Raw genomic sequence first — 14,983 nt, 5'->3', positions numbered from 1 at the left:
CCCGTAGAAAGGTGAGTTTTTTTGTTTTCAAATTTTTTCAGAGCGCACCTTCTGTTCGTTGAATTCACACCTGTCCCGCTGTTCGCTTGTAGTCCTCGCAAGCGTGCGTGTGAAGAGATTTCCATCCCTGTGGGCTACCGCTTCCATCGGGGCTGGAAAAGCAACACCTGTGCATCTAATTACCACGACCAGAAAACCGGATCGGTTTTCATAATAGTTTTTGAATTAATTATCGCAACAAAATCCCCACTTCATCTCATCTTCATTTCGTTTTAAAAGAAAAACCCGGAAATAATTCCCGGGCTTGTCTTTAAAATTTTATTACTGACTCAACGAGGACCACCTGATTTTTTAACTGCAGATGGAGTAGCGGAAGCCTGTGCAGCAGGCGCACCCGTATTTTCTTTCGAACTCATTGCCTGAGGCCCTATAGCAGGAGCAAAACGCTCGGAAGAATAAAGAACAGGAGATCCATTCGCCATTACATCGTCAGCGCGGTTTGCAGTTACATTATAGCTGAATGAAACATTCGAAGTTCCGCCATCAAGTTCTATGACATCAAATCCATCAGCAGTTTTGTTTGTAACATAAACACCTTTGCAATCACCTTCTAACTGAACAAATACACGGAGATCATGTTGTTCGTTTACAACAATATTTTTTGAATAAGTAGGATCGAGTGTAATGTGAGCACGTCCATTAATCAACTGACCTTTTCCATAATCCTGGAAAAGATTTTCCGGAGCTTCCGGAGCACTCAGCACAACACTGTTGTTGTTTACATCCTTCACCACTGTATTCACTGTTCCAACACCTTCAATTTTTCTGATCGTACCGGCTGCGGTTACGGCGCCTACGTAAACATAAGCACCAAGATTCGTATAAAAATAACCACCAGCACGCAGAATACCAGCTGTAGTTGAATCAGCGCCGACTTTTCCGAAGCAACCGATATCTTTTCCGGTAAAGGCACCACCGGTTCCGTTCACGAGATAGTAGGAAGTTTGATTATCTCCCGCACCAACAACACCAGTGCCTGTAGCCCCTGTATTTACGCCCCAAACACCAAATGAAGCAGCACTTACTGTTGTCACACCGAGAACACCGTCAGCACCTGCGTTACCGAAACCATAAACACCTTCTCCTGTTCCTGTATTGACACCAAGAACACCATTTCCGGTAGCCGTATTCTGACCATAAACACCATCTCCGGTTGCAACACTGAATCCGGCAACACCAGCACCTGCTGAGCCGGCAGTTGTCGCCTGACCGCGCACACCTATGCCCGCTGCATTAGTTCCGAGATAATCTCCCCAAACACCATTAGCACCATTGGCATTACCACCATTATATCCATAAACTCCTGTTCCGGTTGTAAGACTTGTATTGGCACCAAAAACACCATCACCAGTTCCAGTATTTTCGCCATAAACACCTATTCCAGTCGTTGCTGAATAACCATTTATCGCATATGCCCCAAGTGGATTAATTGCGCCGGCATAACCAGTCGAATAGACTGAGAAGACATCTCCAGCTTGTACGGTTGTAGAATTTCCAACAATAGGACCTGTGGAAAGAACTCTCAACCTTTCATTCGTTGCAAGTGACCCTCCTGTTTTTGTTACAAAGTCCTGAACATCGTTAGTGCCTATATAATTTGTGCCGGCTATAGTTCCGGTATTTCCAGTCGTTAACCACGCCCCGGCAAGAGTTGTTAATGGACCTCCGGATCCTGCCGTTCCGTTAAGTGTAATAGTCCCACTTGAATTATAGGTTAAAGTAGATAAAGTCCATGTGGGCCCGGTAGGGCCGGTAGCACCAACAGCACCTGCCGCTCCGGTTGGGCCAGCCGCTCCAGTTGGACCAGCAGCACCTGCCGCTCCGGTTGCGCCAGCAGCTCCAGTTGGACCAGCAGCACCAGCCGCTCCGGTTGGTCCCACAGCGCCAGTAGCACCTGCCGCTCCTGTCGGACCAGCCGCGCCGGCAGGCCCAGTAGCACCAGCTGCACCAGCAGGACCCGTCGGCCCAGTAGCACCGGTAGCACTTGCAGACCCACTAGGGCCAGTAGCCCCAGTGGCGCCAACGGCACCTGTAACTCCAGCAGCACCTGTCGGACCGGCAGCACCTACAGGGCCAGCAGCACCCACAGCACCAGTTGCTCCCTGACAATCAAGTGTGTTCCAAAATCCATCTCCATTTACATCTTCAGATGCATCATTAATATTATTCATGTTCGTGTCCCAGCAATGAAATCCTGTAGGCCCTGTAGGTCCCGCCGTACCCGTCGCTCCCGTTAATCCTGTTGGGCCGGTAGAAACAGCAGCAGTACACATATTTTGCCAACTGGTGGTGGCTGCTATATAATAGAAGAAGCAATCGAAATTAATATCGTAAACGAGCAAGCCATTAGCAGGGGCAACAATCGCAGTACGTTGAGCGGTACTCATACGTGGCACCAAAACGCCTTGCGATGTAGATTGCATTTCGAGTATTGAAGAAGCGTCAGGAACATTGGTTCCAATTCCAACATTATTCTGAGCATTCAGAAATAACGAGGAAAAAAGAATTCCTGCTAATAGAGGTATAAGTTTTTTCATTTGAAAAGCGGTTTGAAAGTCTTTTATGGAGTGTAACAAAAATAATCTTTTTTACCTAACACTCAAATTTATTCTTCCGAAACAGCTGAAGCATTGAGCAAAAAAAAATCCTCCACTTTTTACAGTAAAGGATTCCAGAAAAACAATTCTTTTTCTTCTATCAATGCGGATTACCGGATCTGAAATTACCAGGTGCCTGTTGATTGCCATTATTCATTTGCGGCATGACTTGATTTTGAGAGTCATTCTGTATAGCGGGAGCTTCATGCCTGTTTGCAGCACCATTGGCATCAACATCAATGCGCTGATTATTCACCATATTCGGATCTTTTTGTTTAGCTGGGGGAGCATCAAAACGAACCTGAGTTCCATCCCACCAAAGTGGCTGAGGAGTATCTGTATTATTATTTTCATTAAACATCACTCCCTGCATTTTCACATCAAAATCGGTTGAAAGCACTTCGGAAGGAATTTCAGGGTTTTCATTGCCTTTAATAGTAGCGACCGCTATCCAGGAAAATTGCACATTAGAATTGCCGGAGTTGTTTTCCTTAACAGTAAATCCTGTAGCATCAACCGAGCTTACATAAACTCCATTCGAATTTCCAGTTGGGGTAACAGTAATAACTAAATCAGAAGGATCAGAAATTACAGAACTGAAATCTGAACTAAAATTAATATGTATTTCTCCACTCGAGAGCTGACCCTTTCCTCGCGAACTAACATCGGAGGTCATTGAGGTGGTAGCGTAAGCAACAGCCCGATTTCCGGTGCCATCCTGCTTATCAATAAGCTCTGCTATTGGTTTATTAGTTAATGTATATCCATCAACATAGAGGGAATATCTGTTTCCTTTTACATTCATTCCGTATGCAAGTCCTCTAACCCAACCTCCCATTACTCCTCCATAAATTCCCATTCCGATTTGAGTATTTACGACTCCTTCCCAATTTTCAGAGGTTCCATTATGAATTTGGTTTGAATTTGATAACCTTCCTGTGGCAACTCCGGTTTGATATGCCAGACCGAATCCATAAATGGAATAATCAAATCCATTGGAGGCATAATAACCTACTGCGCCTTGGGCAAAACCACCATCATCCCCGAAAACACCTCCTGTACGGCTTACAGTTGAAGGAGAATTTCCATAAACTCCGAATGAATACGTAGAAGTAGTTGTGTTAATAGAACCCGTAACGCCAGTCTCAGGGCCTGTTCCAACTAAGGTTCTGAAACCTGTTCCTGTACCACTACCTGCGTAAATACCACGAGTACCTGCTGTATTATAAACACCAAGTGAGGTGGAATTATATTCTCCCTGAACACCTGCGAATGAAGTTGTGCCCGCCATGATCGCCCCATATGTTCCCCCTCCATTCTGATAAGAATATCCATTCACTGCCCAGGGGAAAGTAACATTATCAACTGAATTCATCAGGTCTCCAGGTAAGGCAGTGGCCGTTGTACCAATGAAAAATTCTCCAAGATTTGAAAGTCGACCACGTACCAAATTATTGGTGGTAAGATCAACGTGATTATTAGAGGATGTTCCGAAAAATCCAGTGGCGACCAATGAATTTGTTCCCGCCGTATTGGGAGAGCAAATCCAAAAAGCACCTGTACTAGTTACTGGTCCTCCAGAACCAGCAGTTCCATTGTCAGTAACTGTACCATTAGCATTTACTGTCGGAGCAACGAGAGTCCACGTAGGACCAGTAGCACCTACAGCTCCAGCAGGACCAGTAGCACCCACAGCTCCAGCAGGACCAGTAGCACCCACAGCCCCAGCAGGACCAGTAGCACCCACAGCTCCAGCAGGACCAGTAGCACCCACAGCTCCAGCAGGACCAGTAGCACCCACAGCCCCAGCAGGACCAGTAGCACCCACAGCCCCAGCAGGACCAGTAGCACCCACAGCCCCAGCAGGACCAGTAGCACCCACAGCTCCAGCAGGACCAGTAGCACCTACCGCACCGGCAGGACCAGTAGGGCCAGCGGCTCCCGTAGGACCAGCAGCACCGGCAGGGCCAGTAGCGCCTACCGCACCAGCAGGACCAGTTGGGCCGGCAACACCAGTAGGGCCAGCAACTCCTGTAGGACCAGCAGCCCCGGCAGGACCAGTAGCGCCTACCGCACCAGCAGTACCAGTTGGGCCGGCAACCCCAGTTGGGCCAGCAACTCCTGTAGGACCAGCAGCCCCGGCAGGACCAGTAGCGCCTACCGCACCAGCAGGACCAGTTGGGCCGGCAACACCAGTAGGGCCAGCGGCTCCCGTAGGACCAGCAGCCCCGGCAGGGCCAGTAGCGCCTACCGCACCAGCAGTACCAGTTGGGCCGGCAACCCCAGTAGGGCCAGCGGCTCCTGTAGGACCAGCAGCCCCGGCAGGTCCAGTAGCGCCTACCGCACCAGCAGGACCAGTTGGGCCAGCAACTCCCGTAGGACCAGCAGCTCCAGCGGGTCCAGTAGCGCCTACCGTACCGGCAGGACCAGTTGGGCCAGCAACTCCAGTAGGACCAGCAGCTCCGGCAGGGCCAGTAGCGCCTACCGCACCTGCAGTACCAGTTGGGCCAGCCGCACCAGCGGGACCTGTAGCACCAGCCGCACCTGCAGGGCCAGCAACCCCAGTTGGGCCAGCGGCTCCAGCGGGACCCGTAGCACCTGCACAATCTGATGCGTTCCAAAATCCATCACTGTTAATATCTTCAGCAGGATCGTTAACACCATTGCCATTAAGATCCCAACAATGAATTCCATTCAAACCTGTTGCACCGGTCGCTCCCGCCGGACCAGCTGCACCTACAGGACCAGCCGTACCTGCACAGTCCTGGGCATCCCATGAACCATCGCCATTAATATCTTCAGCGGGATCATTTATTCCATTACCATTCAAATCCCAACAGCTAATTCCATTTGCACCGTTAGAGCCAGCAGAACCAGCAGGGCCAGTTGCACCAACAGCACCGGCTCTGCACAAGTTTGTCCAGATTCCAGCTTTGTAATAAAAAAAGCACATAGAATCCAGATCGTAAACCAAAAGTCCGTTAGCAGGAGTAGCAATACCGATACGATTTACAGCCGTCATCCTGGGAACAAGTACACCCTGAGTTGTAGATTGCATTTCGAGAATAGAAGATGCATCTGGAACTGTGGTTCCTATTCCGACATTATTTTGAGCCTGAGAGTTTCCGCAAAATGACAGGGAAAGTATACTCAGAAAAAAGGGGTAAATCTTTTTCATCAGTTAAGGGATTTCAACGTTTCGAACAGTAAAAATATTATTTTTTAGCAGAATAACAAGCCCAATGCGAAAGATTTTTTTTAAATGCTTAACGTATCAGGTTCACATGCCCGATATATTCGCGGCGGGAGCCATCAGGAGTTACAACATCAATTTTGTAAACGTAGGCATCAATCTGGCAAGTTCTTGAAGTTCCCTGAACAGTTCCGTCCCAGCCATCCATCCATTTATCAGTTCTGAATATCAGGTTCCCCCAGCGATCAAATATCATCATTGAAAATTTGTCAGGATTAATTCCCATTCCCTGTGGGTAGAAAAGATCATTATGACCATCGCCGTTCGGTGTGAAAGTATTGGGAATATAAATTGCATAATCTTCCTGTACAATGATTGGAAGAGTGATACTATCCTGGCAACCAAAAGTATTGGTGACGATCAATTGAACATTAAAATATCCTGAATCTGCAAAAGCATAACTAGGGTTTTGCAAGACAGATGCAGAATCATCCAACCCGAAACTCCAAATCCATGACACGACACCACCAGAAGAAAGATCTGTAAAATCAACAATATTGTTCAGCATGGTGGCGGGCTGAGGATTTGCACTGAAATCGGCATTTGGAAGTGGCCATACTGTTACATAATTTGAAAGAGTAGTTGATCCGATGCAACCAATATTATCAGTTACAGTTGCGCTGACGTTATAATTTCCCGCAGAAGTAAAACAGAAAGAAGGGGTATTCAAAGTGGAAGTGCCGAGATTATTTCCGAATGTCCAAAGTATGGAGGAAGTATTCGGTGTGTTATTCTGGAAATCTACACACAGTGTTTGGCAACCGGAAGTAAGTGAAGTTGCAGATATATTAACCAAAGGCATTGGATTGACAGTGATAGTAACTGTATCAGTTGCCGGTTGAGTAGTGCATCCATCATTTACACTAACGGTATAAGTAGTTGTTGCATTTGCTGTAACATTTACATTTTGCCCAATGAGATTTCCAGGATTCCAGGAATAAGTATAATTGCCATTTCCTCCAGAACCAACAGCTGAAAGATTAACCTGCGATCCAGCGCAAACGCTCAGGGCCGGAATTGCATTAACATTCAAAGGTGGTTGCACAGTGACTGTTACTGTTTGATTCGAAGACTGACAGCCATTTGCATCAGTAACATAAACTGTGTAGGTGGTGGTAACGAGAGGAGATACGGTGATATTTGCAGTAGTCCAGTTATTTGTTCCATCGGTCCAGAAATAATTATAAGCCGGAGTTCCTCCATTGCCGGCATCAGTAAGATTTGCACTTTGTCCAACACAGATAGTTGTTCCACTCCCTGGCGTATTTGTAAGTAAAGTGGGTTGCGTAATTGTCACGGCCGCCGTGTCCATACATCCATTTGCATCAGTCATTGTTACAATCCACGTACCCGGACATAAATTAAATGCAGTATCATTTACCTGGCTTACGGGAAGAGTATTCCAAGAATAATTATACGGTGCAGTGCCACCGACACCATCCCCAACTGCCCAACCATTGCACGAATTGAAACAGGATACATTGCCCGATGAAACAATATTGACAACTGCACCTGGTGTATTGGGAACATTAACGCATAATGTGTCTCCGCATCCGTTCTGGTCATAAACATAAACGCAAACCTGGCCCGGAGGGAGATTGTTTTCGGTTAGTGCACTATTTCCGGAAGCAGGCCACAGAATTGTATAAACGTTACCGGCAAACGGAGTTCCCCCACTAATTGAAATTGTTACTGAACCATCATTTTGTCCGCAATTCGCAGTAGTAATAGAAGTTGACTGAATGACAACAGGAGTAGGTTGAGTTATAGTAACTGCTGAAGTTGCCATGCACCCAAGAACATCAGTAACGGTGACGTTATAATTACCGGCACACAGATTAGTTGCATTTTGATTCGTAGTCGCATTACTCCAGGAATAGCTATAGGGAGTAAAGCCACCGGATGGATTAGCTGTAGCTTGTCCGTTACATGCACCATTACAGGTATTATCCGAAGAAGTTATAGTTAATGCTAATGGAATGGGCGCAACATAAACGGTAGCCTGGTCGGTCCCGATGCATCCCAACGCATCGGTTACAGTGACGGTATAGGTAGTTGTTACTGTGGGGCAGGCCTGAGGATTTGCTACGTTTGATGGCCCGGTAATGGACGCAGCCGGAGACCAGGAATAACTTACTCCACCACTACCATTTAAAATAGTGCAAGCTCCACTGCAAATAGAATCATCCGGCCCAGCACTAGCAGTCATCATCGGACTCACATTAACGAGAACGGTATCTGTTCCTGAACATGACGCACTTGTGGCTGTCACGACATAAGTTGTAGTTACTGTTGGACAAACACTAATAGTTGCAGTATTTCCTACATTGGTATTTCCCGGTAGCGATGCCCAGGAATAACTCAACGCTCCAGCAGCGCTCCCGGTCAAAGTAGCGCAACCTCCGTAGCAGATATTCTGATTCGGCCCGGCAGAAGTGACCAGTGCACTCACGTTCACGATCATTTGATCGCTTACGGTTTGGGTTGTATTATTACAATTAGTATATGTTGCCTGTAAAGTGTAAGTAGAAGTTGATCCCGGGCAAACAGTTGCAGTTACGGTTCCGGCTGCAGCATTAACTGTAGAGGCAATTGCTGTTGCTCCAAGATACCAGGATACTGTATAGTTAACTGCTCCGTTCGGAGTCCAGCGCCGTCCATCATTTACTGTAGTCCATTGGGTGGGATAGTTGCGGCCTGCCTGAACAACAGCCGCTGTTCCTGTAGCATTGTGAACTGCTTCAATCGCATTACCACCATTCCAAGAAGCACAAAGCGGTTTTGTCTGAATAAAATTATCAATGACATTCGTGGTCTCATACATTGCAATTTGCTGGGTACACAAAGTTGTAGTGCAAAAATACATGGGCACCTGGTACCAACTCACAACGAATCTGCGACATGGTGCCGTTCCGTAAGTGGTGTAACGAATTTGACCACCGCCTGGCGGATAAAGATCCTGCCATGGAGCCATAATTGTGTTCATCGGATCAGAGCCGGTAGGAACTGCCGCCCCAATCGGCCATTGACAATAACCGCCCGCTCCGGCCGTATTGAAAGAGATGATTCCATTCGAACCAATACAGACATTGTTGTATGCTGTTCCATAAAAGCAAAAAGTGAACGGGAGAGGAATAATAGCAGACCACTGATCATCGCCAAGGGCAAGTGAAGTTCCGACGTTGAATGGATCGGGAGTGTAAGCGACAGTGCTGGCAGTATAACCGGTAGTGAGACCGGTTGTAACAAAAGTTCCTGAGAGATTTGCGCAATTAGGAGAACAGATCGTTTGATCGGGGCCGGCGTTAATTGGACAAATTGTGGGTGATTGCGCTCTGGCGCAAATACCAAACAACATTGTCAATGAAACGAACAGGGGCCGTGTAATGTGTTTCATGTGGGTATGAATTAGAGAAGCAGCTAATGGTTTGCCGTCACTTACTGCCTCAATCAAAAATAGAACGTTTATTCAAGAATTGCAAATCAACATTTCAACTCAGTTGTTTGCAATGAAATTCAGGATGCGATTGTATAATACGCAGGCAAAGACAAAATTGTTTCGTCCGTAGACGACTATTTCATTAAACCGGAAAAGATAATGCCGATAGATTACTGCACCACAAGTTTCACCACCCCACAATTCACACTGTTATCCTGGATTTTTACAAAATAAACTCCTGCCGGAAGAGTATGTACATCAAAATAAATCGATGTTCCTGAAGAATTATTTTTCTGGTAATTGATCGAGGGATTATTTATGAGCTCACCCATTGAATTATAAATGTCAATGCGCACATTTTTCAGATTCAGATCCGGAATGCTGATGTTTACTTCACCGGAAGCGGGATTGGGGAAAGTTGAAATATTGTATGAGGACGCAGTTGAGCTGTTGATCCCGACTGCGGAGTATGAATATTTCAACGTGATATAATCATCATTCACAAGATTAGCACTTCGGCCAGTGATATAAACTATTCCATTTTTCACGAGAACAGCATTGCCCGCATCGTCACGCCCGACTCCTGTATTATCGAATCGCAAAACATAAACCTGGTTTCCGGCCGGATCATATTTGACAGTAGCGATATCGAAATTTGTGCCGTTGCCTTTACTGTAACCGGTGACAAAAATATTCAGTGAATCATCAAGAGTAGCGGCCAATCCACGGTCTTCATTATTTGCCGGCCCGTTATAGCGCGATGCCCATTGAAAAGTACCTGTTGAATTATATTTTACAGTTACATAATCATTAGTATTGGTACTCGTACTGGTGATTCCTTTTCCCGCAACAATAATATTGTTGAGCGAATCGGATAATATCTCAAACGGTTCTTCAAAAGTGTTCGGCCCATAATTATAATGCTGGTACCATTGAAAATTTCCTGCAGAACTCCATTTGAGAATCAGGTAATCATTTCCGTTCCCGGTCACGAATCCATATCCAACCACGGCGATATCATTATTCCGGTCGATCGTTAATTTCTTGGACCATTCGTAGCCGTGTCCGGGGCTGTCATACACTCTTCTCCATTGGAAATTTCCATTATTGTCATATTTAATTAAAACAATATCAGCGTTCGGTTGTGCTGCATAAAATGTATCGGAAGGTCCGGTTACGTATACATTCCCATTGGCATCCAGATCAATATCCCGCGATTCATCATTGAAATGACCGGGGCCATCATAAGTTTTTACCCACAATTGATTTCCGGAGTTATCATATTTTAGCGTCACAAAATTATAGGTATAGTTAGTGTCGGTTTCATAACCTGTTACATATACATTTCCACTTGCATCAAGTACGAGTGCATTGCCTTCATCATAATTATTAAACAATGTATTATTAAAATGTGCAACCCAGCTCTGAACACCACTGGATGTATATTTAATAGTTGTGATATCACCCATCGTTCCTGTTTCTACGCTGTAACCGGTTACATAAACATTCCCGGATGCATCCACTTTAATATCGCGTGCCTGATCATTATCATTCGCAGAACCGTTATAACTCTGCAGCCATAGTTGTTGCCCGGTTGGAGAATATTTTATCGTTACCATGTCTAGCGTTCCATTTGCATTGAATGCATAACCGGTAACGTAAACATTCCCTGAATTATCAACAGCGATTGCCTGCGCTTCATCGCTATTATCATTTGGCCCATTATAACGTTGTCCCCATTCGAGAGCCGGTTGAGCGATCGATGAAAGTGTGATCATAAAACCACTACATAACAGAGTCAGGATTTTTTTCATTGCAAGGACAATTTATTTTCAGTGATGCTAAGATAACTTGTTGAATCCGTTTAGCGACTTTATTTTGCAGAAAGCAGGAATAACTTCATTACACAAAACTCAACCTGTTATCATGATTACTTAATGAGGTTAACGTGTCCGATCAGATTATGCGTTGCACCAGTGAGATCTTTCGCATTGATCTTCCACACATAGGTATCAATCTGCGCGATGTCCGGATGTCCCTGCACACGTCCATCCCAACCATTATTCAGATCTGCAGTATAGTAGATCATATTTCCCCAACGATCGTAGATCCACATTTCGAAATGATCAGGATCTATTCCAATGCAAACCGGGAAAAATGTTTCGTTATGATTATCGCCATTTGGTGTGAATGTATTCGGAACAAAAATGGAAACATCAGGACCTATACAAACAACATGTGAAACGGTATCCACACAACCCTGTGAACTGGTTGCAGTGAGTAATACCTGGTAACAGGTTGCATCTCCATAAGTGAATGACGGATTCTCCAGTGTACTTGTTGAATTCATCAGGTCACCAAAACTCCAAAGCCAGCTTAATGCATTGGTAGATGAATCAGTAAAGAAAATTTCACTATTCACAAGTGTAGTTGGTTGTGGCGACATTCCGAAAGCTGCAACAGGATTTGCAAACACATTGATGTAAGATGTCATCGTGATCGTTGTCTGGCATCCATCTGCAGATTTCACAGTGAGTGTTACATTGTATGTGCCCGGGTTTGTATAACAATGTGAAGGATTCTGCGAAGTGGAAGTATTTCCGTCACCGAAATCCCATGTCCATGCTGCAATATTTCCAGGATTGCCGATCGTAGAAAGATCAGAGAAGTTCACGCATACCGGCGCGCAACCTGAAGTTATATTCGCGCTGAAAGTTGCAACCGGCATCGGGAAGACCGTAACATTTACACTATCCGTTGCTGAACATCCATTGACATCAACAACAGTTACAGTGTAGGTGACAGAAGAAGCAGGTGTGACATTCTGATTTGCACCATTCATACTTCCCGGGTTCCATGTTGTTGTATAAGCAGGAACACCACCGGTAGCGGTCGAAGAAAGACTCACCTGCGATCCTGCGCAAACAGCAGGGGGCGCAGCACTTGCAATCACAGCGAGCGCAGGTGGTTCGGTGATAGTGAGTGTAACATTCGAAGTACATCCGTTTGCATCTGTTACCGTCACAGAATAATTCCCTGCTGTAACGCCAGTAAGTGTATTTGATGCACTCACGTTTGGTGTCCATGAATAAGTGTATGCAGGATTTCCGCCGGTCGCAGTTATGCTCGCAGATCCGTTCGATCCGCCATTGCATGAAACGTTAGAGACAGGTCCGAGAGAAGCATTCACACCATTCAGATTGTTGATGGTAACGGTGGTTGATGATGTGCAACCATTCACATCTGTAGCAGTCACAGAATAAGTACCGGAAGGAATATTTGAAATGGTAGAACCTGTTCCTGCCGGGGTCCATGCGAATGTTGATGCGCCTGTTCCTCCAACAGTGGTTGCGGTTGCAGATCCGTCAGATTGATTGCAGTGTGCATCGACACCGGTTGCGGAAACAACAAGTTGAGTTGGCTGAGTAATGATGAAGGGTTGTGTTATAGAACAACCATTGGCATCCGTGATTGTACAGGTATAACCCTGCGATGTGAGCGTGGTTGCGGAAGCGCCGGATCCGCCGGATGGTGACCAGGAATAAGTATAAGCCCCGGTTCCTCCTGAAGGACTGACAGTGGCAGATCCTGTATTTCCACCGAAGCAGAGTTCATCGACCTGTGAGGATGTTGTTACCAGTTGTGTCGGTTCAGTTACAGTCGTTGATGCAGTTGTTGTGCAACCATTCGCATCCGTTACTGTGCAGGTATAACTCTGAGCGGTCAATCCGTTCGCCGTTGAAGCAGTTCCCCCCGTTGGTGACCAGGAATAACTGTAAGCTGGCATTCCACCATTTGCGATCACGTTTGCACTTCCGGTATTTCCACCGTTGCATAGAACCGGTGAGAACGATGCAGAAGCAGTAAGCAATGGAGGTTGTGTCAATGTAACTTGTGCAGTGTCCTGGCAACCGTTCGAATCGGTTACTGTCACAGTATATGTTCCTGCTGGAATTCCGTTTGCGGTTGTATTCGTTCCGCCAGACGGTGTCCATGAATAAGTGATCGTTCCTGTTCCACCGACAACTGTAACTGTTGCAGCACCTGTATTCGCACCGTTACAAAGAATATTTGTTGCAGAAGTAATAGAAGCAGATGGAGATCCCATGTTGGTGATGGTGATAGTTCCATTTGCAGAACATCCGTTTGCATCTGTCACCGTTACAGAATAGGTGCCTGCCATCTGTGCGGAGATCGTTGATGTGGTTTGTCCGCCTGGTGACCACAAGTAATTATAGGTTCCGGTTCCGCCCGAAGGTGTTGCCGTTGCAGTTCCGTTTGGATTTCCGCAAGTGGATGAAACTTGCGCGGTTGTAACTGTAACCAGTGTAGGTTGGGTGATATTGAATGTTTGTGTTATAGCACAACCGTTGGCATCGGTGATCGTGCAGGTATAACCTTGTGAGGTAAGTGCAGTAGCTGTCGATCCTGTCTGTCCTGAAGGCGACCAGGAATAAGTATAAGGCCCTGTTGCTCCCGAAGGTGTTACAGTTGCTGTCGCGTTATTTCCTCCGAAACACAATTCATCTGCCTGGGACGCACTTGTCACAAGCTGTGTCGGTTCGGTTACTGTAGTAGAAGGCAGTTGAATTTGTTCCTCCGGATGGCGACCAGTTGTAAGTATAAGATGTAATTCCACCGGAAGCGGTCACCGTTGCGCTACCTGTATTTCCTCCATTGCAGAGAACCGGGGAGTAAGTTGCACTTGCAGTGAGCAGGGTGGGTTGTGTAATTGTTACTGTAGCTATAGAAGTACAACCATTCGCATCAGTAACTGTTGCCGTGTAAGTTCCGGCTATAAGATTTACACCTGTAGATCCCGTTCCACCGGAAGGCGACCATGAATAAGTATAAGGAGTTGTTCCGCCTGTTCCGGTCACAGTTGCACTTCCGTTATTTCCACCGAAGCAACTTACGTTAGTCGATGCGGTGATCGTTGCTGTAGGCGAGCCCGCATTGGGCACATTCACGGTTTGTGTTGCAACACAACCATTGGCATCAGTAACAGTTATCGTGTAGCTGCCGGCCAACAATCCTGTTGCGTTTGCAGAAGTTCCTCCCGATGGAGTCCATGAATAAGTATAGGCACCGGTTCCTCCTGTTGCAACAACAGATGCAGATCCATTCGGATTTCCGCAGGTAGATTGAACAAAAGAAGTGGTGAGCGAAATTGCAGTTGGTTGAGTGACCGTTGTTGATGCTGTGGTGATACAACCATTCGCATCAGTAACGGTGCAGGTGTAAGAACCTGCTGATAAATTCGGCTCCGTTGTTCCTGTACCACCAGAAGGCGACCAGGAATAAGTGTAACCAGGAGTTGCGCCTGATGCAGTTACAGCCGCACTACCAGTATTTCCACCATTGCAGAGAACAGGAGTCATTGTTGCGGTTGCAGTGAGTGCGGTTGGCTGTGTAACTGTAGTAGAAGCAGTAGTAATACATCCGTTCGCATCAGTGACCGTGCAGGTATAACTTCCCGCAGTTAAATTAGCGGCAGTTGAATTTGTTCCTCCGGATGGCGACCAGTTGTAAGTATAAGATGTAATTCCACCGGAAGCGGTCACCGTTGCGCTACCTGTATTTCCTCCATTGCAGAGAACCGGGGAGTAAGTTGCACTTGCAGTGAGCAGGGTG

6 protein-coding genes are annotated in these 14,983 nt (G+C 46.3%); all 6 read right to left on the bottom strand.

Annotation, left to right across the window (positions count from 1 at the left end; all coding sequences use genetic code 11):
• Positions 1 to 329 precede the first annotated feature (329 nt).
• Positions 330 to 2,597: a hypothetical protein gene (locus HY064_16195; GenBank protein ID MBI3512201.1), complete on the bottom strand. Its 2,268-nt coding sequence runs from the start codon at positions 2,595 to 2,597 to the stop codon at positions 330 to 332.
• 160 nt (positions 2,598 to 2,757) lie between these two features.
• Positions 2,758 to 5,610 carry a collagen-like protein gene (locus HY064_16190; protein MBI3512200.1) on the bottom strand — a complete coding sequence of 951 codons (2,853 nt, stop codon included), beginning with the start codon at positions 5,608 to 5,610 and terminating at the stop codon, positions 2,758 to 2,760.
• Between the two features lie 313 nt (positions 5,611 to 5,923).
• Positions 5,924 to 9,307: a gliding motility-associated C-terminal domain-containing protein gene (locus HY064_16185; protein MBI3512199.1), complete on the bottom strand. Its 3,384-nt coding sequence runs from the start codon at positions 9,305 to 9,307 to the stop codon at positions 5,924 to 5,926.
• 212 nt (positions 9,308 to 9,519) lie between these two features.
• Positions 9,520 to 11,163 (bottom strand): SBBP repeat-containing protein, encoded by a 1,644-nt coding sequence (locus HY064_16180; protein ID MBI3512198.1) that lies wholly within the window; start codon positions 11,161 to 11,163, stop codon positions 9,520 to 9,522.
• Between the two features lie 116 nt (positions 11,164 to 11,279).
• On the bottom strand, positions 11,280 to 13,898 hold the full coding sequence (locus HY064_16175; GenBank protein MBI3512197.1) for a PKD domain-containing protein: 2,619 nt from the start codon (positions 13,896 to 13,898) through the stop codon (positions 11,280 to 11,282).
• Positions 13,873 to 14,983 (bottom strand): SprB repeat-containing protein (locus HY064_16170; GenBank protein MBI3512196.1); only part of this gene is annotated, 1,111 nt, incomplete at its 5' end. The genes HY064_16170 and HY064_16175, both read right to left, overlap by 26 nt.

Source organism: Bacteroidota bacterium, from assembly GCA_016194975.1.
Taxonomy (GTDB): Bacteria; Bacteroidota; Bacteroidia; order Palsa-965; family Palsa-965.
Note: the sequence above shows the minus strand (reverse complement) of the source record. Positions and strands in the feature narration are given on the sequence as shown.